Source organism: Geodermatophilus sabuli (assembly GCF_010686765.1).
GTDB classification, from domain to species: Bacteria; Actinomycetota; Actinomycetes; order Mycobacteriales; family Geodermatophilaceae; genus Geodermatophilus; species Geodermatophilus sabuli_A.
In genome coordinates this window covers 142,591-165,893 of record NZ_JAAGWF010000020.1, presented here as the reverse complement: position 1 = coordinate 165,893, position 23,303 = coordinate 142,591, and the positions used below count along the sequence as shown (strand labels likewise).

Annotated in this window: 23 protein-coding genes; 13 read left to right on the top strand and 10 right to left on the bottom strand. The window is 75.2% G+C overall.

Annotated features, from left to right (window positions below):
• Together GCU56_RS18470 and GCU56_RS18465 are read right to left on the bottom strand one after the other, a co-directional pair.
• The coding region (locus tag GCU56_RS18470) for a DUF222 domain-containing protein (protein ID WP_345771930.1) at positions 1–345 on the bottom strand (345 nt) is incomplete at its 3' end.
• A 115-nt stretch (positions 346–460) separates the two neighbouring features.
• Positions 461–934, bottom strand: coding sequence for an Lrp/AsnC family transcriptional regulator (locus tag GCU56_RS18465; RefSeq protein WP_345771929.1), 474 nt, complete (start codon positions 932–934; stop codon positions 461–463).
• Between the two features lie 212 nt (positions 935–1,146).
• On the opposite strand from GCU56_RS18465, the gene pdhA reads away from it, so the two are divergent.
• From pdhA to GCU56_RS18440, 5 genes are all read left to right on the top strand, one after another.
• Complete coding sequence (gene pdhA, locus GCU56_RS18460; RefSeq protein ID WP_345771928.1) at positions 1,147–2,289, top strand: pyruvate dehydrogenase (acetyl-transferring) E1 component subunit alpha; 1,143 nt, start codon at positions 1,147–1,149, stop codon at positions 2,287–2,289.
• A 162-nt stretch (positions 2,290–2,451) separates the two neighbouring features.
• Entirely contained in the window at positions 2,452–3,429 is a 978-nt protein-coding gene (locus tag GCU56_RS18455) for an alpha-ketoacid dehydrogenase subunit beta (protein WP_163483207.1), read from the top strand.
• Positions 3,429–4,919 carry a dihydrolipoamide acetyltransferase family protein gene (locus GCU56_RS18450; RefSeq protein WP_163483206.1) on the top strand — a complete coding sequence of 497 codons (1,491 nt, stop codon included), beginning with the start codon at positions 3,429–3,431 and terminating at the stop codon, positions 4,917–4,919. The genes GCU56_RS18455 and GCU56_RS18450 overlap by 1 nt, the downstream gene beginning before the upstream one ends.
• Positions 4,919–6,100 carry an AGE family epimerase/isomerase gene (locus GCU56_RS18445; RefSeq protein ID WP_163483205.1) on the top strand — a complete coding sequence of 394 codons (1,182 nt, stop codon included), beginning with the start codon at positions 4,919–4,921 and terminating at the stop codon, positions 6,098–6,100. The genes GCU56_RS18450 and GCU56_RS18445 overlap by 1 nt, the downstream gene beginning before the upstream one ends.
• 80 nt (positions 6,101–6,180) lie before the next feature.
• Entirely contained in the window at positions 6,181–6,648 is a 468-nt protein-coding gene (locus GCU56_RS18440; protein ID WP_163483204.1) for an SRPBCC family protein, read from the top strand.
• Positions 6,649–6,769: 121 nt separating this feature from the next.
• On the opposite strand, the gene GCU56_RS18435 is transcribed toward GCU56_RS18440, so the two are convergent.
• Genes GCU56_RS18435 through GCU56_RS18420 form a run of 4 tightly spaced genes read right to left on the bottom strand, consistent with a single transcriptional unit; the run spans position 6,770 to position 11,040 of the window.
• Entirely contained in the window at positions 6,770–7,030 is a 261-nt protein-coding gene (locus GCU56_RS18435; RefSeq protein ID WP_163483203.1) for an HPr family phosphocarrier protein, read from the bottom strand.
• Positions 7,031–7,077: 47 nt separating this feature from the next.
• Complete coding sequence (locus tag GCU56_RS18430; RefSeq protein ID WP_163483202.1) at positions 7,078–9,204, bottom strand: PTS fructose transporter subunit IIABC; 2,127 nt, start codon at positions 9,202–9,204, stop codon at positions 7,078–7,080.
• 22 nt (positions 9,205–9,226) lie between these two features.
• Positions 9,227–10,276, bottom strand: a complete 1,050-nt coding sequence (locus tag GCU56_RS18425) for a hexose kinase (protein ID WP_163483201.1) — start codon at positions 10,274–10,276, stop codon at positions 9,227–9,229.
• On the bottom strand, positions 10,273–11,040 hold the full coding sequence (locus GCU56_RS18420) for a DeoR family transcriptional regulator (RefSeq protein WP_163483200.1): 768 nt from the start codon (positions 11,038–11,040) through the stop codon (positions 10,273–10,275). Before GCU56_RS18420 ends, GCU56_RS18425 begins: the two co-directional genes overlap by 4 nt.
• A 158-nt stretch (positions 11,041–11,198) precedes the next feature.
• On the opposite strand from GCU56_RS18420, the gene GCU56_RS18415 reads away from it, so the two are divergent.
• The gene (locus GCU56_RS18415) at positions 11,199–12,911 is read left to right on the top strand and encodes a phosphoenolpyruvate--protein phosphotransferase (RefSeq protein WP_163483199.1); all 1,713 of its coding nucleotides are present in this window, start codon (positions 11,199–11,201) and stop codon (positions 12,909–12,911) included.
• 133 nt (positions 12,912–13,044) lie between these two features.
• Entirely contained in the window at positions 13,045–13,194 is a 150-nt protein-coding gene (locus tag GCU56_RS18410; protein ID WP_163483198.1) for a hypothetical protein, read from the top strand.
• A 109-nt stretch (positions 13,195–13,303) separates the two neighbouring features.
• Here the strand turns inward: GCU56_RS18410 and GCU56_RS18405 are convergent, their stop codons facing one another.
• Positions 13,304–13,786: a DUF4396 domain-containing protein gene (locus GCU56_RS18405; protein ID WP_163483197.1), complete on the bottom strand. Its 483-nt coding sequence runs from the start codon at positions 13,784–13,786 to the stop codon at positions 13,304–13,306.
• Between the two features lie 147 nt (positions 13,787–13,933).
• Between GCU56_RS18405 and GCU56_RS24170 the strand changes: the two genes are divergently transcribed.
• Entirely contained in the window at positions 13,934–15,433 is a 1,500-nt protein-coding gene (locus GCU56_RS24170) for a diguanylate cyclase domain-containing protein (RefSeq protein ID WP_345771927.1), read from the top strand.
• A 20-nt stretch (positions 15,434–15,453) separates the two neighbouring features.
• On the opposite strand, the gene GCU56_RS18395 is transcribed toward GCU56_RS24170, so the two are convergent.
• The 3 genes from GCU56_RS18395 to GCU56_RS18385 form a co-directional block, all read right to left on the bottom strand.
• On the bottom strand, positions 15,454–16,284 hold the full coding sequence (locus GCU56_RS18395) for a tyrosine-protein phosphatase (protein ID WP_163483195.1): 831 nt from the start codon (positions 16,282–16,284) through the stop codon (positions 15,454–15,456).
• On the bottom strand, positions 16,281–17,195 hold the full coding sequence (locus GCU56_RS18390; protein WP_163483194.1) for a 3-methyladenine DNA glycosylase: 915 nt from the start codon (positions 17,193–17,195) through the stop codon (positions 16,281–16,283). The genes GCU56_RS18395 and GCU56_RS18390 overlap by 4 nt, the downstream gene beginning before the upstream one ends.
• Positions 17,196–17,258: 63 nt before the next feature.
• A complete protein-coding gene (locus GCU56_RS18385; RefSeq protein ID WP_163483193.1) occupies positions 17,259–18,014 on the bottom strand; it encodes a 3-hydroxybutyrate dehydrogenase in 756 nt (251 codons plus the stop codon).
• A gap of 91 nt (positions 18,015–18,105) precedes the next feature.
• Here GCU56_RS18385 and GCU56_RS18380 point away from each other — a divergent pair, with 91 nt between their 5' ends.
• The 5 genes from GCU56_RS18380 (at position 18,106) to GCU56_RS18360 (ending at position 23,296) form a co-directional block, all read left to right on the top strand.
• Positions 18,106–19,467 carry an MFS transporter gene (locus tag GCU56_RS18380; protein WP_163483192.1) on the top strand — a complete coding sequence of 454 codons (1,362 nt, stop codon included), beginning with the start codon at positions 18,106–18,108 and terminating at the stop codon, positions 19,465–19,467.
• Positions 19,468–19,637: 170 nt separating this feature from the next.
• Positions 19,638–20,597, top strand: coding sequence for an ATP-binding cassette domain-containing protein (locus tag GCU56_RS18375; RefSeq protein WP_163483191.1), 960 nt, complete (start codon positions 19,638–19,640; stop codon positions 20,595–20,597).
• Positions 20,598–20,635: 38 nt separating this feature from the next.
• Positions 20,636–21,442: an ABC transporter permease gene (locus tag GCU56_RS18370; protein WP_163483190.1), complete on the top strand. Its 807-nt coding sequence runs from the start codon at positions 20,636–20,638 to the stop codon at positions 21,440–21,442.
• Between the two features lie 46 nt (positions 21,443–21,488).
• Positions 21,489–22,694 carry a histidine kinase gene (locus GCU56_RS25300; RefSeq protein WP_163483189.1) on the top strand — a complete coding sequence of 402 codons (1,206 nt, stop codon included), beginning with the start codon at positions 21,489–21,491 and terminating at the stop codon, positions 22,692–22,694.
• Positions 22,691–23,296, top strand: a complete 606-nt coding sequence (locus tag GCU56_RS18360) for a response regulator (RefSeq protein WP_163483188.1) — start codon at positions 22,691–22,693, stop codon at positions 23,294–23,296. The genes GCU56_RS25300 and GCU56_RS18360 overlap by 4 nt, the downstream gene beginning before the upstream one ends.
• Positions 23,297–23,303: the final 7 nt, after the last annotated feature.

The following is a 23,303-nucleotide window of genomic DNA, read 5'->3' as shown; positions in this document are numbered from 1 at the left end:
CTGCTCGGCGGTGATGGTGCCGGCGGCGAAGGCGGCCGCCACCGCGGGCAGGTGCTCCAGCGCGCGCCCGGCGCGGACGATCCGGCCGGCCTCGGCGGTGGAGAGTCGGGCGTGCCCGCGCAGCCAGGACTGCATCGTCTTCAGCCCGTCGTGCTCGGCGGCCTGCCGGGTGTCGGCGGCCCGGACGGTGCGGGTCAGTTCGGCGTCGAGCCGGTTGCGCACCGCGACCAGGGCCGCGGTCCGCTCCAGCAGGGCGCCGTCGGACAGGTCGTGCAGATCGTGACCGGCCAGGGCGTCCAGCGCCGCGTGCAGCTCGTCCACGACACCTCCCACCGGCTCGATCACCTGTTCGAAGCCTACCGGAACCGAGGCGCATTCAAGTGGTGAATCCCCAGCTCACAGGGCTGTCCACAGATCCACGGGAGCCCTCACCGGCGCTCCCGCAGCGTGCTGGGCAGGGTCAGTCGGTGCCGGCGGCGCGGTCCAGCAGGGGTGCGACCCGGTGCTCGACGAGGCGGCGCAGCGCCAGGGCGGTGTCGGTCCGCTGCACGCCCGGGATGCTCAGCACCTGCTCGGTGATCCGCCACAGGTCGTCGGCGTCGATGGCCACCACCCGCACCAGCAGGTCGGCCACGCCGGACAGCGCGGTCACCTCGACCACCTCCGGGATGTCCGCGAGTGCCTCGCCGACGTCCACGAGGCTGCGCTGCACCACCTGGACGGTGACGTAGGCGCCCAACCGGTAGCCCAGCGCCTCGGGGCGCAGCCGGGCGTCGAAGGGGGCGAGCGCGCCGTTGCCCTCCAGTCGCGCCAGCCGGGCCTGCACGGTGTTCCGGGCCAGTCCGAGCTTCTGCGACAGCGCCATCACGCTGGCCCGCGGGTCCTGGGTCAGCGCCTGAAGCAGGCGGGCGTCGGTGGCGTCGAGGGCCGGCACGTTGCTCAGTCTGACATGCGAGGACGTCCTAGTACCGGTCATCGTGCGCAACCCGATCAGGGGACCTTGCGCAGATCGCAGTCACAGTGTCTGCTCCACTGCGGGCCCGGTCGTGCCACGATGTGTGAGTGGCGCCACACCCCGGTGCCGCGAGACGTCCAGCACCGCAGCGCCGGCGACCCCGTCCCTGCGGCCGATGGCGAGGAGTTGCCGTGAGCGTGTCCAGCGTGGCCACCGAGGTGGTCGACCCCGTCCCGGGGGCCGAGGCGCCCCATCTGCCGCACCAGCCCGACCTCGTCCAGCTGCTGACCCCCGAAGGCGAGCGCGTCGAGCACCCGGAGTACTCCGTCGACGTCTCGCCCGAGGAGCTGCGCGACCTCTACCGCGACCTGGCCCTGGTCCGCCGGTGGGACGTCGAGGCCACCGCGCTGCAGCGGCAGGGTGAGCTCGGCATCTGGGCCTCGCTGCTCGGACAGGAGGCGGCGCAGATCGGTGCCGGCCGTGCGATGGCGCCGGACGACATGGCCTTCCCCACCTACCGGGAGCACGGCGTCGCCTGGACCCGCGGGGTCGACCCCCTGCACGTCATCAGCCTGTTCCGCGGCGTCGACAACGGTGGCTGGGACCCGGTCGCCACCCACTTCAACCTCTACACCGTCGTCATCGGGGCGCAGACCCTGCACGCCACCGGCTACGCGATGGGCCTGCAGCGCGACGGCGCGGAGAGCGCTGCCCTGGCCTTCCTCGGTGACGGTGCCACCAGCCAGGGCGAGGTCAACGAGGCGATGATCTGGGCGGCCAGCTTCAGCGCCCCCGTCGTCTTCTTCTGCCAGAACAACCAGTACGCGATCAGCGTGCCCCTGGAGCGCCAGTCGCGGGTGCCGCTGTACCAGCGGGCCGCCGGGTTCGGGTTCCCCGGCGTCCGCGTCGACGGCAACGACGTCCTGGCCGTCCTCGCGGTGACCCGGGCGGCGCTCGCCGCCGCCCACGACGGGCAGGGCCCCACCTTCATCGAGGCGTTCACCTACCGGATGGGCGCGCACACCACCTCCGACGACCCGACCCGCTACCGGCTGGCCAGCGAGCTCGAGGAGTGGAAGCTGCGGGACCCCATCGCGCGGCTCAAGGCGTACCTGTCGCGCAGCGGCATCGCCGACCACGACTTCTTCGACGCGGTCGAGGCCGAGGCCGACGAGCTGGCCGTGCGGATCCGCCGGGGCACGGTGGAGATGCCCGATCCACCGGGGACGGCGATGTTCGACTCCGTCTACGCCGAGCAGACCCCGCACCTGGCCCGGCAGCGGGCCGAGTTCGAGGCGTACCAGGCGAGCTTCGAGGGGGGAGTCGAGCGATGACGCACCCGGAGACGACGCCCGAGCGAGCATCGCAGGGAGCGCCAGCGACCGAGGAGCGGAACGAGGGCGGAGTCGAGCGATGACGCACCCGGAGACGACGCCCGAGCGAGCATCGCAGGGAGCGCCAGCGACCGAGGAGCGGAACGAGGGGGGAGTCGAGCGATGACGCAGACGCTCACCATCGGCAAGGCGCTCAACCTCGGCCTGCGCCGGGCGATGGAGGACGACCCGAAGGTCGTGCTCATGGGGGAGGACATCGGCCGCCTCGGCGGGGTCTTCCGGGTGACCGACGGCCTGCAGAAGGACTTCGGCGACGACCGCGTCGTCGACACCCCGCTGGCCGAGGCCGGCATCCTGGGCACCGCCGTCGGCCTGGCGATGCGCGGCTACCGGCCGGTCTGCGAGATCCAGTTCGACGGCTTCGTCTTCCCGGCCTACAACCAGATCGTCACCCAGGTGGCCAAGATCCACGCCCGATCGCGGGGGAAGCTCGCGATGCCCATCGTCATCCGCATCCCCTTCGGTGGCGGCATCGGCGCGGTGGAGCACCACAGCGAGAGCCCCGAGGCCTACTTCGCGCACACGCCGGGCCTGAAGGTCGTCGCGGTCAGCAACCCGGTGGACGCCTACTGGGGCATCCAGCAGGCCATCGCGCACCCCGACCCGATCGTCTTCCTGGAGCCGAAGCGGCGGTACTGGGAGAAGGCGGAGGTCGACACCGGCGCTCCGCCCGGCCCGCTGTTCGCCTCCCGCGTCGTCCGCGGCGGGGACGACGTCACGCTGCTCGCCTACGGGCCGATGGTGAAGACGGCGCTGCAGGCGGCCCAGGCCGCCGCCGACGAGGGGCGTTCGATCGAGGTGGTCGACCTGCGTTCGCTGTCCCCGCTCGATCTCGACCCGGTGTTCGAGAGCGTGCGCCGGACCGGTCGCTGCGTCGTCGTCCACGAGGCGCAGGTGACGCTCGGGCTCGGAGCGGAGATCGCCGCGCGGGTCAGCGAGACCTGCTTCCACTCGCTGGAGGCACCGGTGCTCCGGGTGGGCGGCTACGACACCCCGTACCCGCCGTCCAAGCTCGAGGAGGAGTACCTCCCCGACCTCGACCGGGTGCTCGATGCCGTCGACCGGGCGATGGGCTTCTGATGGGCGAGCTGCGCCAGTTCGCGCTGCCCGACGTCGGCGAGGGCCTGACGGAGGGCGAGATCCTGCAGTGGCTGGTGGCCGTCGGCGACACGGTCACGGTGAACCAACCGCTGTGCGAGGTGGAGACGGCGAAGGCCGCCGTCGAGCTGCCCTCCCCGTGGGCCGGGACGGTCACCGCGCTGCTGTACGAGGCCGGGACGATGGTCGACGTCGGGGCGCCGATCATCACGATCGACACCGGCGGCGGCTCGCCCGAGGCGGCAGCCGCAAGGGACGGCGGGGAGCCCGCAGCCGGGCTGATCGGCGGCGCCGCGCCCGGGGGCCGGACCGCGGTGCTGGTCGGCTACGGCCCGCGCACGACCGAGGCCCGCCGCCGTCCCCGCCGGGCCGGGCACGCGCCCGCGGCGCGACCGGAGGCCGACCGCTCCCCGGAGACGGCGGCGAGCCCCAGGGTCCCGTTGCTGGCGACCGCCCCCGACCTGACCACCAAGCCGGTGCGGCACGGCGGCCTGGAGGTCGGCCGCGCGGCCGAGGCGCACGCCGCGGCGGAGGAGGCGTCGGCGGGGTCCGCCGCGGTCGCCCCGGGCTCGGGCCGGCCGCGTCCCCTGGCCAAGCCACCGGTCCGCAAGCTGGCGCGCGACCTCGGCGTGGACCTGACCACGCTGACCGGCAGCGGACCGGGCGGCGTCATCACCCGCGCCGACGTCGGAGCCGCCGCGCAGGTGGCCGCCGCGCACGGTGCGGACACCGGCGGCACCCTCCTCCGGGGGGCGTCCGGCGCCGAGACCCCGCCCGGGGAGCAGCGGATCCCGGTGAAGGGGGTGCGCAAGCTGACCGCGGCGGCGATGGTGGCCAGCGCGTTCACCGCTCCGCACGTCACCGAGTTCCTGACCGTCGACGTCACCCGCATGATGAAGCTGCGCACCCGGCTCGCGGCGCGCCCGGAGTTCGCCGGGGTCAAGGTGAGCCCGCTGCTGTTCGTGGCCAAGGCGCTGCTGCTGGCCGTCGGGCGGCATCCGATGGTCAACAGCTCCTGGGACGAGGCCGCGCAGGAGATCGTCGTGCACGGCCAGGTCAACCTGGGCATCGCGGCGGCGACCCCCCGCGGGCTCGTCGTCCCCAACGTGAAGGACGCCGCCCGGCTCTCACTGGGCGAGCTGGCCGGCGCGCTGGGCGAGCTGACCGAGACCGCACGGGCGGGCCGGACCACTCCGGCCGACATGTCCGGCGGCACGATCACCATCACCAACGTCGGGGTGTTCGGCGTCGACACCGGGACGCCGATCCTCAACCCCGGCGAGTCGGCGATCCTCGCCTTCGGCGCGGTCCGCGACATGCCGTGGGTGCACAAGGGCAAGGTCAAGCCGCGGCAGGTGACCCAGCTGGCGCTGTCGTTCGACCACCGGATCATCGACGGGGAGCTGGGCAGCCGGTTCCTGGCCGACGTCGGCGCGCTGCTCTCCGACCCCGGGACGGCGCTGGCGTTCTGATGACCGATCTCGACCGGCTGCTCGACTTCGCCGAGCGCTCGGCCGTCCCCGGTGGGTTCGGCTTCCTCGGCGGCGATGGCCAGGTCATCCCCGACCGGCCGCTGATGACCTTCATCACCGCGCGCAAGACGCACGTCTTCGGACTGGCCCAGCTGCTGGGCCGGCCGCGGGCGGACGAGCTGGTCGGTCACGGGGTGCGGGCGCTGACCGACGGGCCGCTTCGGGACGACGTCCACGGCGGCTGGCGGTCGACGGCGGACGACGACACGAAGTCCGCCTACGCGCACGCCTTCGTCATCCTGGCCGGCGCGACCGCGACGACGGTCGGCGCCGAGGGCGGCCCGGAGCTGCTCGACGCGGCGCTCGACGTCTGGCAGTCCCGGTTCTGGGACGAGGCCGCGGGACTGGCGGTCGAGGAGTGGGACGCCGGCTGGACGCGCCTGTCGAGCTACCGTGGGGCCAACGCGAACATGCACGGGGTCGAGGCGTCCCTGGCCGCCGCCGACGCCCTCGGCGACGACGACCCGCGCGCGGCCCGGCTGCGCGCGCAGGCGCTGCGCAGCATCGAGCGGGTGGTGCACGGCTGGGCCCGCGAGCGCGGCTGGCGGCTGCCCGAGCACTTCGCCCCCGACTGGACGCCGCTGCCCGAGCACAACCGGGACGAGCCCGCGCACCCCTTCCGCCCGTACGGCGTGACCCCCGGGCACCAGTTCGAGTGGGCCCGCCTGTGCCTGCACCTCTCCGCCGCACTGACCGGCCGGAGTGGCCACGGCGGCCCCGACTGGTTGCGGGAGGACGCCGTCGCGCTGTTCGACGCGGCGGCCACCCGGGGGTGGGCCGCCGACGGGCACGACGGCTTCCCGTACACCCTGGACTGGGACGACCGCCCCGTCGTGGGCGCCCGCATGCACTGGGTGGTCTGCGAGGCGATCGCCGCGGCCACGGTGCTGGCCGAGGTGACCGGGCAGGAGCACTACCGGGAGCTGGCCGACCGGTGGCGGGCGCACGGTGAGGCCCGGTTCGCGGACCCCGTCACCGGCAGCTGGCACCACGAGCTGACGCCGTCCGGGGAGATCGCGACGGGCACCTGGGACGGTCAGCCCGACGCCTACCACCTGGTCCAGATGCTGCTGCTCGCCGGCCGCCCGGTGCGGGGCAGCGTGGCGGCGGCGCTGCGCTGACCGGCAGGTCCGGCGTGTCCGGCCCGGCTCATCGGGGTAGGCGGAGGACCGAACCCGACCGCCGAGCGAAGGAGCCAGCAGTGGCCAGCGTGCAGGAAGCCATCGACGTCGACGTGCCGATCCGGGTCGCCTACGACCAGTGGACGCAGTTCGAGTCCTTTCCCCAGTTCATGGGCGGGGTCGAGCGGATCACCCAGCTCGACGACACCCACACCCACTGGGTCACCAACATCGACGGCGTGAAGCGCGAGTTCGACGCCGAGATCACCGAGCAGCACCCCGAGGAGCGGGTCGCCTGGACCAGCACCAGCGGCGACGCCAAGCACGCCGGTGTCGTCACCTTCCACCGGCTCGACGACGCCAAGACCCGCGTCATGATCCAGATCGACTGGGAGCCGAAGGGCGTGGTGGAGAAGGCCGGCGCGGCCCTCGGCTTCGACGACCGCCAGGTGAAGGCCGACGCCAAGAAGTTCAAGGAGTTCATCGAGAGCCGCGGCAGCGAGACCGGCGCCTGGCGAGGAGACGTCTCCCGCCCCGACCAGCCGTGAGCTGACCACCCCGGAACGCCGACGGCGCCCACCCCTCCGTGCGGAGGGGCGGGCGCCGTCGTCCGGCCACCTGCAGGGTCCCGCGCCGAGCGCGCGAGGCGGGGGGAGGAGGGGCCTCCCGCTACTCGGCGTCGAGGTCCTGGGCGACCAGGCCGGCGATCTGCTCGACCACCGCGGGGTCGTCGCTGGTGACCACGACCTCCACCCCCATCTTGGCGCCGAGCGTCATGATCATCAGGGGTGATCCGGCGTCCACCGGGATGCCACCGGCGGTGGCGAGCGTGACCGGCACGCCGGCCTTGCCGACGGCCTCGGCGATCAGCGCGGCGGGCCGGGCGTGCAGCCCGACGCGGGAGCCGACGGACACGGTCTGACTGGGCATGGGGAGTCTCCTCGCTGCTGGGACGGGTGCGGGACCAGCCTGCCGGGTCAGGCCCGGGCCGGCTGGGTGACGGGGGCCGCCACGTGGGCGTGCGCCAGGTCGACGGCGTCCTCCGGGACGTCCTCGCCCTTCGGCCGGCCGATGCTCTTGGCGACGGTGACCGCGACGGCGCCGACGATCATGCCGGCGAGGATCCCGATCACGAACCACAGCAGCCCGGTGATCGCGAAGAACACGAAGATGCCGCCGTGCGGAGCGCGGAGCTCCACCCCGCTGGCCGCGACGATCGCCCCCGTGGTGGCGCCGCCCAGCATCATCGACGGGATGACCCGCAGCGGGTCGGCCGCGGCGAACGGGATGGCGCCCTCGGAGATGAACGAGGCGCCCAGCAGCCAGGCGGCCTTGCCGTTGTCCCGCTCGGCGGGGGTGTAGAGCTTGGGCCGGACGGCGGTGCTGAGCGCCATCGCCAGCGGCGGCACCATGCCGGCGGCCATGACGGTCGCCATGATGATCAACGGGGCACCGCTGCCGGCGGCCAGCCCGGTGGTGGCGAAGACGTAGGCCGCCTTGTTCACCGGCCCACCGAGGTCGAAGCACATCATCAGGCCGAGGATGATCCCGAGCAGGGCGGCCGAGGTCCCGGTCAGGCCGTTGAGCCAGTTGCCCAGACCGGTCAGCGCGGCGGCCAGGGGCCGGCCCAGGACGACGGCCATGAGGCCGCTGGCGATGAGGGTGGCCAGCAGCGGGATGATCACGACCGGCTGCAGCCCGCGGACGCCGGCGGGGAGCTTCCAACGGCTGATCCACAGGGCCGCGAAGCCGGCGATGATGCCACCGATCAGGCCCCCGATGAAGCCGGCGCCCACGGTGACGGACACGGCCCCGACGACGAAGCCGGGGACGATGCCGGGGCGGTCGGCGATCGCGTAGGCGATGTAACCGGCCAGCGCGGGGACGAGGAAGCCGAAGGCGGCCTGGCCGAGGACGGTGCAGATCGCGCCGAGGTAGCCGAGGAACCCGTCGTTGAGTCCCTCGGTCGGTGCTGCGCTGGGCAGGTCGAAGAACGAGTTGTTGAGCACCCAGCTGAGGGCGTAGCTCTGGCCCTCGACGTCCGGGTTCGGGTTGACGATCTGGTACCCGCCGAACAGGAAGCCCAGCGCGATGAGCAGACCGCCGGCGGCGACGAACGGGATCATGTAGCTGACCCCGGTCAGCAGCCAGCGGCGCACCTCCGAGCCGGTGCTCGGTCCACCCCCTGACGCCGCGGCGGCCGTCTCGCCGGCGGCACCGGCACCCGGCACCCGCCGGCCGTTCGGGTCGTCGGCGGCGGCCAGCGCCTCACGGATCATGACCTCGGGTTCGTTGATCGCGCGCTTGGTGCCCGACTGCACGAGCGGCTTGCCGGCGAACCGGTCGCGGTCCTTGACGCCCACGTCGACGGCGAAGATGACGGCGTCGGCATCGCGGATCACCGCCGGGTCCAGCGGCGTGGACCCCGAGGAGCCCTGGGTCTCCACGTGGATGTCGACGCCCTCGGTGCGCCCGGCGGCGACCAGCTTGTCGGCGGCCATGTAGGTGTGCGCGATGCCGGTCGGGCAGGCGCTGACCACGACGACGCTGCGCCGGGCGGAGGCCGCGGCGGCAGGGGCCGGGCTCGCCGCCGGGGCGGCGCCCGCGGTCGAGGCGCCGGTGGCGGCCGAGGTGGCTGCCGGGGCGACCGGCTCGGGGGAGACCACCTCCGCCACGAGCCGGACGATCTCGTCGTCGGACCCGGCCGCCCGCAGCGACGCCACGAACTCCGGCCGGACCAGCGCCCGGGCCAGCGCGGTGAGCAGGGTCAGGTGGTCGGCGTCCCCGTGCGCCGGTGCGGCGATGAGGAAGACCAGGTCGGCCGGCCCGTCGGGGGCGCCGAAGTCCACCTTCGGGGACAGCCGGGCGAAGGCCAGGGACGCCTCGGTCACCGCCTCGGACCGGCAGTGCGGGATGGCGATGCCGCCGGGCAGCCCGGTGGCGGCCTGGGCCTCGCGGGCCAGCGCGTCCGCGGCGAGGGCCTCGCCGGTGGTCGCCCGGCCGGCGCCGGCGACGAGCGAGGCCAATCGGTGCACGACCGCGGTCTTGTCGGTGCCGAGGTCGGCATCGAGCGCGACCAGGCCGGGGGTGATCAGGGCAGGCATGGCGGACCTCTCCGGGAGGGCGTCAGCGGACGTCGCGGCCGGCGGCCGGGACGGGGGTGGTGCGGGGGGACGACGGTGGTGAGGCGGTGCCGGCCGGCGAGCGGACGGCGGAGACCTCGACGGGGAGGGCGGCCACCTGGGCCGGGGTGGGGACGGCGGAGCCGGGCAGCGCCGCACTGGCGGAGCCGTACGCGACCGCGCTGCGCAGACGGTCGGCCGGTGCGGCGCCGGCCAGGTCGGCGAGCAGGAGACCGGCCAGGCTGCAGTCGCCCGCCCCGACCGTGCTGCGGACCGCGACCCGCGGCGGCGCCGCCGACCAGACGCCGCCGTCGGCGCGGGAGAGCAGGGCGCCGTCGGCTCCGAGGGTCAGCAGCACCTCGGCCACGCCGCGCTCGTGCAGCGTGCCGACGGCGGTGAGGACGGCGTCCCGATCGGTGGCCAGTGCCTCCTCCGGCACCCCGGTCAGCTGGGCGAGCTCCTCCGCGTTGGGCTTGAGCAGGTCCGGCGCGGCGTCCGGCCCGGCGGCCAGCAGGGCCAGCAGCGGCGCCTCGGACGTGTCGACCGCGATCCGTGCGCCGGTGTCCCGCAGCGACCGGACCAGCTCGGCGTACCAGTCCGGCGGCGCACCCGGTGGCAGCGAGCCGGAGAGGGCGACCCAGCGCGCGCCCTCGGCGTGCCGGTGCAGCAGGTCGGCCAGCGCGCCGCGGGTCGCCTCGTCCAGCGGGGCGCCGGGCTCGTTGAGCTTGGTGGTGGTGCCGTCGGGCTCGGCCAGCGTGTAGTTGGTGCGGACGGGCGTCGGCACCGGCACCGTCGCGAGCGGCAGCCCCAGCCGGTGCAGCGCGCCGACGATGGGGTCGTCCGCGGCCGCGGGGAGCACGGTGACCACGTCCCCGCCGGCCGCGGCGACCGCCCGGGCGACGTTGACCCCCTTGCCGCCGGGCTCGGTCGAGCTGGGAGCCAGCCGGACGACGCCGCCGCGCGCCAGGACGCCGGGCAGCGACAGCGTGCGGTCGAGGCTGGGGTTCGCGGTGAGGGTGACGACGCGGCCGGCGCCGGCGGGGCCGCTGGTCACGCGACCACGACCTCGACGCCCGCGTCCTCGAGGCGGGCGACGTCGGTGGCGTCGGCGTCCGCGTCGGTGACCAGGACGTCGACGTCGGCCGGCGTGGCGAACCGGATCAGGTGCTCACGGCCGAGCTTGCTGCTGTCGGCCAGCACGACCACCCGCTGCCCGGCGCGGGTCATGGCCCGCTTCACCGAGGCCTCGGCCTCGTCGGGCGTGGTGAACCCGTGGGCGGGGGTGATGCCGTTCGTGCCGAGGAACGCCACGTCGACGCGGAGGTCGGCGAGCGCGGCCACGGCCTGCTCGCCGACCGCGCACTGGGTGATGCCGCGGACACGGCCGCCGAGGACGTGCAGGTCCAGGCCCGGGGCGGCGGCCAGCCGGGCGGCGATCGGCACGGAGGAGGTGATGACCAGCAGCCGCCGGTCGCCGGGCAGCAGCTCGGCGAGGGCCGCCGTCGTGCTCCCGCCGTCGAGCAGCAGGCTGCCGCCGGCGCCCGGGACGAGGTCGAGCGCCGCGGTGGCGATCTTCCGCTTCTGCTCGGAGCGCGTGCCGTGCCGTTCGGCCAGCGCGGTCTCCACGAAGGTGAGGGCGCCGGCCGGCACGGCACCGCCGTGCACCCGGCGGAGGGTCCCGGCCCGCTCCAGGAGGGCGAGGTCGCGGCGCACGGTCTCCGTCGTCACCCCGAACTCGTCCGCGAGCGCGGTCACCGCGACCCGGCCGCGGTCGGCGACCAGACCGGCGATCGTCTGCTGACGTTCCTCGGCGTACACGGACCGCCTCCCTCCGATGCCCGACCATGTTGTTTCGCGGTTGTGATGGTGTTGTTCTACGTCCGAAACATTGACAAGTCAACACCCATTGGTGACTCTGGTCACCGGCGGACGACGGCGATCCAGCCCCCGCACCCCGACGACTCCGCGAGGTACCCATGGCCATCACCGCCCCCGGCACCGTCCTCCAGCCCGGCCCCGCCGGCCCCGCGGTCTTCCCCGGCACCCCGGTCGTCCCCGGTGTCGCGTACGGCCCGGTGATCCGCCCGTCCGGCGCCGTGGTCCTGCCCGGCGACGACGGTGTCGTGGTGCCAGAGGCCGACCGGCCGGTGGAGAAGGAGCGGTTCGCCGCCGCTGCCGGGGTGGTCGCCGACCGCCTCGCCGAGCGCGCCGGCGCAGCGACGGGCGTCAGCGCCGAGGTGCTGGCGACCACCGCGGGGCTGGCTCGCGACCGCGGTCTGCTCTCGGCGGTGGAGCAGCGGATCGACGCCGGCGCGCCGGCCGCCATCGCCACCGTCCAGGCGGCCCAGCAGTTCGTCGACCTGTTCACCAGCCTCGGCGGGTTGATGGCCGAGCGGGTCACCGACGTCCGCGACATCCGGGACCGGATCGTCGCCCAGCTCACCGGGCAGGGCGAGCCCGGCGTGCCCAGCCCGGCGGTCCCGTCCGTGCTGCTGGCCGACGACCTCGCGCCGGCCGACACCGCGGGCCTGGATCCCGCTCGGGTGATCGGCCTGGCCACCCGGCTGGGCGGCACGACGAGCCACACGGCCATCATCGCCCGGCAGCTGGGGCTGCCGTGCGTCGTCGCGGTGGGTGGTCTCGACGAGGTCCCCGAGGGGGTGACCGTGCTGCTCGACGGCGAGCGCGGCACGGTGGAGGTCGATCCGGACCCGGTCGAGGCGCGGGCCCGGGTGGACGCCGCCCGCCGGGCAGCCGCCGCGCTCGCGGGGTACCGCGGGCCGGGGCGCACCCGGGACGGCGTGGCGGTCAAGATCCTCGCCAACGTGCAGGACGGCGCGGGGGCGCGCGCCGCCGCAGCGGTCCACGCGGAGGGGGTCGGGCTGCTGCGGACGGAACTGGCCTTCCTCGGCCGGGCCGAGGAGCCCTCGGTCGAGGAGCAGGCGCGGGGCTACGCCGAGGTGTTCACCGCGTTCGAGGGTCGCCGGGTCGTCGTCCGCACCCTGGACGCCGGCTCGGACAAGCCGCTGGCCTTCGCGACCGCCCCTGACGAGGCCAATCCGGCGCTGGGCGTCCGGGGCCTGCGCGTGGCCCGTCGCGACCCCGGCCTGCTCGAGCGCCAGCTGGACGCGGTGGCCGAGGCGGCGCGGCGGACCGGCTCGCAGCCGTGGGTGATGGCGCCGATGGTGGCGACCGTTCCCGAGGCGGCCGGCTTCGCCGCTCTGGTGCGCGACCGGGGTCTGGTCCCCGGGGTGATGGTCGAGGTGCCGTCGGCGGCGCTGCTGGCCGACCGGCTGCTGCAGCACGTCGACTTCCTGTCGATCGGCACCAACGACCTGTCGCAGTACACCCTCGCCGCGGACCGGCTCTCCGCCGACCTCGCCGACCTCACCGACCCGTGGCAGCCGGCGCTGCTCGCCCTCGTGCAGGCCACCGCGGAGGCGGGACGCCGAGCCGACCGGCCGGTGGGTGTCTGCGGCGAGGCTGCGGCCGACCCGCTGCTGGCCTGCGTGCTCGTCGGGCTCGGGGTCACCTCGCTGTCCTGTGCGGCGTCCTCGGTCGCAGGGGTCGGCGCCCGGCTCGCCGCCGTCGACGCCGACACCTGCCGACGCGCGGCCGACGCGGCGCTGGCGGCCGAGGAGCCGCATGCCGCCCGAACGGCGGTGCGGGGCGTCCTGGGCGTCGACTGAGGCGCAACTCACCCCTCGGAGTGAACAACCGTCGCCGCGCCTAGCTCTTAGCCTGGGTTTCTTCGGAATACTCGGGGCTGCGCCTGGCTTACTACGGGTGTCGACCACCGAGACGGAGAGAAGGCATCACGAGATGAACAGCGTCACCAGCACCTGGCGGCAGCGTCGGCAGGCGGCGCGCACCCGGCGAGCGCTCGACCGCGCCCTCGCGCGCAGCAGCAGCCCGGCGATGCGCGACGAGCTGCTGACCATGGCGAACAGTCACGGGTCCTTCCTCCGCTGAAGGACGCCCCGGTCCTCCTGCCCCCTCGGGGCGGTGCGCTGGACGGGGCCACGACGCGCGACCCCGGCCTCCGTCTCGGAGACCGGGGTCGTCTGCTGTCCGCGGCGGGTCAGTGCAGCGCGTGGACGACGGCGTGGCCCTGGCCGCGGCCCATGAGCCAGCGGTTGAGCGGCAGGGTGACGACGAAGGCGACCGCGAGCGCGCCGGCCAGCGCCAGCCAGAAGAGTGCGCCGCCGATCCCGGCGTCCATGGCGCCGGGAACCGAGACGATGACCACGTTGTCGACGAGCTCCATGACGGCGATGGACACGGTGTCGGCAGCCAGGGTCACCCTCAGGGCCCGCCGGAACGGCAGCCCGGCGCGCAGCACTCCGCGCATGGTGAGCGCGTAGCCGAACACGAAGGCCAGGGTGATCGACAGCGCGACGGTGACCCCGTCGGGCAGCCCCGCCGAGGTGCCGATGACCATGCCCAGCACCTCGCCGATCGCGCACCCGGTGAGGCAGTGCAGGGTCGCCGACGCGGCCGTCGCCCACGACACGCGCCCGGTCGCCGACCCGTGCGTCCGCTGGTGGTCCGTGGTGCTCTCCATGGGACCTCCTCTCTCCGCCTCGGCATAGTACCCCCAGGGGGTATCCGCGTCCAGCACCCCGTCCGACGGCGCGGCCCGACCCGTGACGGGTCCCTCGTCGGGGGTGTTCCGCTCAACCGTGCACGGCCGGCTGCCGATCGCAGGGACGTGACCACATCGGGCCCCCGCGGGCGGCTGCGCCGGCGCAGGACGGCTCCGGCCACCCCATCCGAACTGCTCGACCGGCTCGGGACGCTCCGAGCGGCCCCCGTCGAGGTGGCCGCCGGTGACGACGTCCACACCGTCCTGCGCCGCATCGTCGCCCGCGTCGGTGCGGCCGGGTCGGCCGCCGGTCACCTGCTCGTCGTCGCCGCCCCCGACGGTGGCGCCCCGCTGGTGCACAGCGCCGGACTCCCCGCCCCCCAGGCCCACGCGCTGGTCGCCTCCCTCCTCGCCGGCGTGGACCCCGGCCCGGACGTGATCGTGGTCGACGTGGCCTCCGCCCGCCGCAGCCACGGCCGGCTGGCCGCGGTCCGCCGGCCCGGGGAGGGTGCGCTCGAGCTCGACCGCGACGTGCTCGCCGTCCACGCCGGGCACGCGGCGGCCACCCTCGACCTGCTCGTGGCCACGGCGGACGTCCGCCGGGAGACGGCACGGACCGGGGCGCTGCTCGCCCTGGCGGCGGAACTCGCCCGGGCCACGGACGCCGCCGCGGTGTGCACCGCCGTCGCCGAGGCGGTGCCCCGCGTCGTCGGGGCCGACCACGGCGCGCTGCTGCTCTGGGAGCCGGCGGCCGGAGCCCTGGTCACGGCGGCCGTCGCAGGACGTCCCGGCGGCAGTCGCGAGCTCACGCAGCAGGGCTCCCTCCGGGCCGAGGACACCCCCGAGCTGGTCGGCCTGCTCACCGATCACGAGGCCCGTGTCCTCGACGCGGCCACGTGCAGCCCCCGGGTGGCCGCGCTGCTGGAGACCCTCGGCCTCACCCACGTCGTCGCCGTCCCGCTGCTGGCCGGCCGGACGCTCCTCGGGGTCGCCACCGCGAGCTGGACGGCGGGCAGTGCGCCGGCCCGCCTGGACGGCGACGTGCTGGCCCTGCTGCGCGGGGTCGTGGACCAGGCGTCCACGGCCCTGGAGAAGTCCCGCCTCGTGGAGACCGTCGCCCACCAGGCCACGCACGACGCACTGACCGGGCTGCCGAACCGGGTGCTGTTCCTCGACCGGCTGGGCAGCGTGCTGGCCACCACCGGCCCGGACCAGCACGCGGGGGTGCTCTTCTGCGACCTGGACCGGTTCACCTCGGTCAACGCCTCCCGCGGGCACGCCGCCGGCGACGAGCTGCTGCGCCGGGTCGCCGCACGGCTGCGGGCCGCGGTGCGGCCCGGCGACACCGTCGGCCGGCTCGGGGGCGACGAGTTCGCCGTCCTGCTGACCGGGCTCACCCGGCCGGAGGACGCCGACCGCGTCGTCGGACGCGTGCTCGGCTGCTTCGAGCGGACCTTCCGGCTCGACGGCGCCGAGGTGGCCGTCGGCACCAGCATCGGGGTCGCCGTGCACACCGGAGAGGGTGGCGTGGCCGACGTGCTGCTGAGCGCCGCGCACGCGGCGATGGACCGGCACAAGCACGTCAGCCGCGACGGCCTCGACGGCCTCGACGCCGCCGGCGACTGAGCCCCTCCCGGGGTCCGCCCTCAGTCGCGGAGGCGGGCGCGCAGCGCCGCCTGCTCCTCCGCGCCGAAGCCGTGCCCGGTCAGCCAGCCCTGCGGCCCGCCGTGCCGCTCGTCGAGGAGACGCAGCAGCCGGTCCATGGTCTCCGCGCGCGGCGTGTGGCTGGCCACGTCGCGGGTGACCATGTCCTCGGCATACGTCGGCGAGGCGGCGAGCTTGGCCACCAGCGCGTCGATCACCTCGGCGGTCAGGGCGTAGTCCGCGACGATCTCCTCGTGCGGCACCCCGGCCACCGCCAGGGAGAAGGCGACGACCACGCCCGTCCGGTCCTTGCCGGCCGCGCAGTGGACGACCGCCGCGCCGTCGGTGCCCGCCGCCAGGGCGCGCAGCGCGCCGAGCACGTTGTCCGGGCGGTGCTCGAGGTAGCCCAGGTAGGACCGGACCGCGGGTGGCTCGCCGGCGTCGGTGTCGGCGACCTGCCGGGGCAGGATCGACTCCGCCCAGTCCGCGGGGAGGTCGGTGACCTCGGACTCCTCGACGGCGAACACGTCGGTGTGGTGCCCGCGTTCGGGGAGCAGGCTGAAGTGCCGGTGGGTGACCTCGGCCAGGGCGCGCAGCGGACCGCGGCCCTCGAGCAGCACCTCGGCGGTGGTCCGCAGGTCGATGACCTCCCGCAGCCGCACGTCCGTGACCAGCCGGTGGACGTCGGCGTCGCTGAGCGTCTGCAGGTTGTCGCTGCGCAGGATCCGGCCGGGCACCGTCGTGCCGCCGTCGAGCGTCGGCAGCCCTCCGAGGTCGCGGGTGTTGGTCGTCCCGTCGAGCCGCAGCCAGCGGTCGGTGCGTGTGGAGGTCACCCGTCGACGGTACGACCAGCCGGCGACGTCCCGGCGTCCGCTCCGGTGCCGGGGAGCAACGCGCCGGTGACGGACAGCAGCCGGTCGCGGAGGTCAGCGCCGCGCGCGGTGAACCCGCGCTGGGCCGCTGCGTACTCCGCGCGCCCCGCGGGCGTCTCGATGCGGACCGGTTGTCGGCCGTGCTCCCGCAGGTCGTAGGGCGAGGCCCGCATGTCCAGCTCCCGGACGTCGCGGGCCAGCTCGAAGCAGTCCAGCAGCAGCTCACCGGGCACCGCGGGCCCGAGCTTGGACGCCCACTTGAACAGGTCCATCGTCGCGTGCAGGCAGCCGGGCTGCTCCAGGTCGGGCTGCGTCGCGCGGGTGGGCTGCACGCGGTTGAGGCCGACGGCGGCGGGGGTGAAGAACCGGAAGGCGTCGAAGTGCGTGCACCGGATGGGGTGCGCCTCCACCACCGCGTCGGTGCCGGCCCGGCCCAGCCGCAGGGGCAGCGGGTGCCGGTGCTCGTCCTGGCGGTAGACCATCGCCCACTCGTGCAGCCCGAAGCAGCCGAACGCGGCCGGCCGGGACGCGGTCGCGGTGAGCAGTCGGTGGACGAAGCCGACGGTGGGACCGCGGTCGGCGAGGTACGCGCCGGCGTCCAGGGCGACCACACCGTCGCCGGTCGTGCAGTACCAGCGCCGGTCGGCGTGCGGAGCCGGGGGCGCCAGCGCCGTCCCGGCGCCGGGGTGCCATCGGCGCAGCACCGCGGGGCGGGTCGAGTAGTACTCGTAGAGGAAGTCCTCGACGGGGTGGCGTTGCCCGGCCGTGCGGCGGGCCCGGTGCCCGGCGGTCAGGGCGTCGGCGCGCTCGGCGTGTGCCGCGGCCCGGGCGGTCCAGACCTCGGCGGGCAGGACGGGGACCGGGCCGGACACGGCACCCAGGGTAGGCGGCGGCGCCCCCCGGCTCGGTGGCCCCGCGGGGCCGGCGGGGTCAGCTCAGTGCGCGCTCCACCCGCCGTCCATCACGAACGAGCTGCCGGTGACCGAGGCGGCGGCGGGCGAGCACAGGTAGGCCACCGCCTCGGCGACCTCCTCGGGCTCGATCAGCCGCTTGATCGCGGCCGGCGCCAGCATCACCTGCTCCACCACGTCGTCCTCGGACAGGCCGTGGGTGCGGGCCTGGTCGGCGATCTGCCCCTCGACCAGCGGCGTCCGGACGTAGGCGGGGTTGACGCAGTTCGAGGTGACCCCGTGCGGGGCCCCCTCCAGGGCGATCACCTTGGACAGTCCCTCGAGCCCGTGCTTGGCGGTGACGTACGCGCTCTTGTACGGCGAGGCGCGCAGCCCGTGGACGGAGCTGACGTTCACCACCCGCCCCCAGCCGCGCCCGTACATGTGCGGCAGCGCGCCCCGGACCAGCCGGAACGGGGACTCGAGCATCAGGCGGAGGATCAGCGAGAAGCGGTCGACCGGGAACTCGTGCAGCGGCGCCACGTGCTGCAGGCCGGCGTTGTTCACCAGGATGTCGACGTCGAGGTCCAGGCGGTCGATGGCGTCCAGGTCGGTCAGGTCGAGCGCGACCGCCGTCCCCCCGACCGCCTCGGCCAGTGCCTGCGCCGGCCCCGCGTCCCGGTCGACGACCACGACGGCGGCACCGGCCCGAGCCAGCCGCTCGACGCAGGCGCGGCCGATGCCCGACGCGCCTCCGGTGACCAGTGCCCGTCGTCCCGCCAGCGTGCCCTCGTCGCCCATGTCCGTCACCGTCGCACACCGCCCGGATGGTGGGCCACGTCACCTCCACCTAGCGTCTGGGCCGACGCGTCGAGATCCAGACAGGGGAGCCATGTCCGCACCAGCACAGTCCGGCACGCGGTTCGGCCGCGTGGTCGGCGCGAGCATCATCGGCACCACGGTCGAGTGGTACGACTTCTTCCTCTACGGCTCGGCCGCCGCACTGGTGTTCAACAAGCTCTTCTTCCCCGAGGCGGACGACTTCGTCGGCACGCTGGCCGCCTTCGCCACCTACGCCGTGGGCTTCTTCGCCCGTCCGGTCGGCGCGCTGGTCTTCGGGCACTTCGGCGACCGGATCGGCCGCAAGAAGCTCCTGGTGATCTCGCTGCTGATGATGGGCGGGGCCACGTTCTGCATCGGCCTGCTGCCCACCTACGGCTCCGTCGGCCTGCTCGCCCCGATCCTGCTCATCGTGCTGCGCCTCATCCAGGGCTTCGCGCTGGGCGGTGAGTGGGGCGGCGCGGTGCTCATCGTCTCCGAGCACGGCAAGCCCGAGCACCGCGGCTTCTGGGCCTCCTGGCCGCAGGCCGGCGCCCCCGCGGGCAACCTGCTGGCCACCGGCGTCCTCGCCCTGCTCGCCGCGTTCCAGTCCGACGAGGCGTTCGAGGCCTGGGGCTGGCGGATCCCGTTCCTGCTGTCGGCGGTGCTGATCCTGGTCGGGCTCTGGGTGCGGCTGTCGGTGAGCGAGTCGCCGATCTTCCTGGAGGCGCAGCGCGAGGCGGAGGCCAAGGCCGCCGCCGGTGAGGTCGAGAAGGCGCCGATCATCACCGTGCTCACCCGCTACAAGCGGGAGGTGCTCACCGCGATGGGCGCGCGGATCGCCGAGAACGTGTCGTTCTACCTGCTGACGGCGTTCAGCCTGACGTACCTGACCGAGGTCGGCGGCCTGGACTCCTCGTTCGCGCTCAACGCGGTGCTGATCGCCTCCGCGGTGCACCTGGTCACCATCCCGCTGTGGGGCCACCTCTCGGACCGGATCGGACGCAAGCCGGTCTACCTGTTCGGGGCCGCGGGCATCGGCGCGTGGTCGTTCGCCTTCTTCGGCCTGCTCGACACCGGCAGCTTCTTCCTGTGCGTCGTCGGGATCACCGTCGGGCTGCTGTTCCACGGGGCCATGTACGGGCCGCAGGCGGCGTTCTTCTCCGAGCTGTTCGGGACCAAGGCCCGGTACACCGGCGTCTCGGTCGGTGCCCAGCTCGCCTCGCTGGTGGCGGGCGCACCAGCCCCCCTCATCGCCCTGGCCCTGCTGGGCAGCTTCGACGAGCCGAACGTCGCCGCCGTCGGCATCTACCTCGTCGTCTGCGCGGTGGTCACGCTCATCGCGGTGGCCGTCTACGGCGAGACGGCCAAGCGCGACCTCGCCGAGGACAAGGCGGTCGTCACCCGCAGCGACCGGACCAGCGCCTCCGTCTGACCGCACACCCCACGGGCGGCCCGTGACACCTGTCATGGGCCGCCCGTGGCGATGTCGGCGCAGGTCGTGAGGCATGGCACCTGTGCGGGGCGGGGGACGGCGGCAGGGTCGGTGGTGCGCCCGGGAGCACCGGCCGACCCCGGCCGGCGGGCGCACCCGAGGAGGACCCCGTGCACCCGTCCCACGCACCCGCCCGACCCGCGGTGCCGCCCGCACCCGAGCCGCCCGCCGTCGAGGTCGTGGACCTGCGTCGCCGCTACGGCGCGTTCGAGGCCGTCCGCGGCATCTCCTTCGAGGTGCACCCGGGCGAGGTCCTCGCCCTGCTGGGTGTCAACGGTGCCGGCAAGACCTCCGCCCTGGAGGTGCTCGAGGGCCTGGCGTCACCGTCCGGCGGATCCGTGCGGGTCCTCGGCCGCGACCCGCAGCACGACCGCGCCGACGTCCGCCGTCACCTCGGGGTGCTGCTGCAGCACAGCGGCCTGCCCGGGGACCTGACCGTCGCCGAGACCGTGACCACCTGGGCGCGCACCCTCACCGACCCGCGCCCGGTCGACGAGGCGCTGGCCCAGGTCGGCCTCACCGGGCGCGCCGACGTCCGGGTGCGCAGCCTCTCCGGCGGGGAGCGGCGCCGGCTCGACCTCACCCTGGCCCTGCTCGGCCGGCCGCGGGTGCTCGTCCTCGACGAGCCGACCACCGGGCTCGACCCGGAGAGCCGGCGCACCGTGTGGACGCTGGTCCGCGGCCTGGTGGACGACGGCGCCGCGGTCGTGCTGACCACGCACCACCTGGAGGAGGCCGAGGAGCTGGCCGACCGGATCGCGGTCATGCGGGCCGGGGAGATCGTGCTCGCCGGCACCCGGGAGGAGATCGCGGAGACCCAGCCGGCCACCATCCGCTTCACCCTCGCCGACGACGCGCCGCCGCTGCCCGCCATCCCCACCGTGCAGGTCAGCGCCCAGCGCCCGGCGGTGGAGCTGCACACCCGCGCCCTGCAGCCGGCCCTGACCGCGCTGCTGACCTGGGCGGCCGAGCACCGGGTGGTCCTGGGCGGCCTGCAGGCCCGCTCCGCCTCCCTCGAACAGGCTTTCCTCGCCGTCGCCGTCGCCGACGGCGACCCGGCCGCCGCCTGACCCCCCTCACGCCGCCGATCGCCCCCTGGAGTCCCGCCATGACCACGACCCTCGCCGCCCCCGCCCGCCCGGCCCCCGGCGCCCGTCGCCGGGTGCTCGCCCTCGCCTCCGCCGAGACCCGGTTGCTCCTGCGCAACCGCACCGCGGTGGTCAACTCGCTGCTCATGCCGCTGCTGCTGGTCGCGGCCGTCCGGATGATCGGCCTGCCCACCGCCGGCGGCCCGGCGCTGGTCGTGACCGCGCTCGGCGTCACGCTCGTCTTCCTGACCTACTACAACCTGGTCACGACCTTCGTGGCCCGCCGCGAGGAGCTGGTGCTGCAGCGGATGCGCACCGGCGAGCTGACCGGCCCGGAGATCCTGCTGGGCACGGCGGTGCCCACGCTGCTGGTCACCGTCGTGCAGGTGGCGCTGGTGGCGCTCGGGGTCGCCGTCCTCGGGGAGTGGACGGCTCCGGTGGACGTCGTCCTCCCGCTGCTCGCCCTGGTCGTCGGGGCCGCGCTCATGGTGGTCCTGGCCGCGGCCAGCACCTCCTTCACCCGCACGGCGGAGAGCGCGCAGATCACCACGCTGCCCCTCGTCCTGGTCGCGACGTCGGTGTCCGGGCTGTTCTTCCCGCTGTCGGCCTTCCCGGCGGAGGTGGCCGGTGTGCTGCGCTTCCTGCCGCTGAGCCCGGTGGTCGAGCTGGCCCGGCTGGGGCTGCTCGGGGAGACCCTCGACGGGCAGACGGTGGACCTGGCCGGTGCGTGGTCCGCGGGACTGGTGCCCCTGGCGGTGCTGGCCGGCTGGACGCTCGTCGGTGGTCTCGTCGCGGCCCGGGTGTTCCGCTGGGCGCCGCGCAGGTGAGCAGGGCAGCCCGCTCGGGAACGGTCGGTACGGCAGCATGACCGCCGTGCCGACCGTCGCCCGCTGGTGGCAGAGCCGCTCGGACCCCCAGCGCCTCGACCTCTACACCCGGTGGTCCTTCTACGTCTGGCTGGCGATGACCCCGCTGCTCGCCGTCGGGGTGTACGGGGCGGCCGAGGCGCCACCGGTGGCGCCGGCCGGAGAGCTGTTCGTCGTGGCGTCGGTCGCGGTCGCCGTCACCGCGGTGCTGCTGGCCCGCGCCGGACTCGTGGCGCACCGCGAGGGCCGCGGACTGCCGCGCGGACCCGTCCTGGCCGCGGCCGCCGCCGCCCTGGCTGCCGCCGGGGCGGCGGCGGTCGCCTTCGCGCCCGACGTCCCGGCGACCGGTGCACTCGCGTGGGGCCTGGCGATGCCCCCGGCCATGGCGCTCACCGCGGCCGCCACGGTCTCGTCCTCTCGCGTGCTCGGCCGCTGGGGGTTCGGCATCGGCGGGGCCACGGGGATCGTCGTCACGGCGGCGGGCGTCCCGATCGGGACGGCGGCGGTCCTGGCCGTCGTCTTCGGTGCGACGCTGACCTTCCTCGCGCTGGCGTTCCGGTTCTCGGTCTGGGTGCTCGACGTCGTCCGGGAGATGGACCGCACCCGCGGGGTGCAGCTGCAGCTGGCGGTCGCCGAGGAGCGGCTGCGCTTCGCCCGGGACCTGCACGACGTGATGGGCCGCAACCTCTCGGCCATCGCGGTCAAGAGCCAGCTGGCCGCCGAGCTGGTGCGCCGCGGCCGGGAGGGCGCCGTCGAGGAGCTGGCCGACATCAGCCGGGTGGCGGAGGAGTCGCTGCGCGAGGTGCGCGACGTGGTCCGCGGTTACCGGCGCAGCGACCTGCCGGGCGAGCTGGCCGGGGCCCGCTCGGTGCTGCGCGCCGCGGGGGTCGGCTGCACGGTGGAGGGTGAGGACGACGGGGCGGCGCTGCCCGAGCCGGTGCAGACGGCACTGGGCTGGGTGGTGCGCGAGGCGGTGACCAACGTGCTGCGGCACAGCCGGGCGACGGCGTGCACCGTGGCGCTGCGGACCGACGGCGGGGAGGCGGAGCTGCGGGTGAGCAACGACGGGGTGGCGGGCACGCCGGTGGACTGGGGCAACGGGCTGACCGGCCTGGCCGAGCGGCTGGCGGCCACCGGCGGGCGACTGACCGCGGACGCCGTGGAGGACCGGTTCGTGCTCACCGCGACCGTGCCGGTGAGGGTCCCCGCGTGATCCGGGTGCTGCTGGCCGACGACGAGAACCTCATCCGCTCGGCGCTGGCCGCGCTGCTCGCCCTGGAGGACGACCTCGACGTCGTCGCCCAGGCCGCCTCCGGGGCCGAGGCGCTGGCCATGGCCCGGGCGCACACGCCCGACGTCGCCGTCCTGGACCTGCAGATGCCCGACCGGGACGGGATCGCGGTGGCCGGCGACCTGGCGTCGGCGGTGCCCGGCTGTGCGGTCGTGATCGTCACCGGTCACGGGCGGGCGGGACACCTGAAGCGGGCGCTGGAGGCGGGCGTGCGGGGCTTCCTCCCCAAGACGGTGAGCGCGGGGGTGCTCACCGACGTCGTCCGCACGGTGCAACGGGGCGGCCGCTACGTCGACCCGGAGCTGGCCGCGGAGGCGATCAGCGCGGGGGACAGCCCGCTCACGCCCCGGGAGGCCGACGTCCTGGAGCTCGCCGCCGGGGGCGCCCCGGTCGAGGAGATCGCCGCGCGCGCCCACCTGTCACCGGGGACGGTGCGCAACCACCTGTCGGCCGCCGCGACCAAGCTGGGTGCGCCGAACCGGCACGCCGCCGTCGAGGTGGCGCGCCGGCACGGCTGGATCTAGCCGCCGG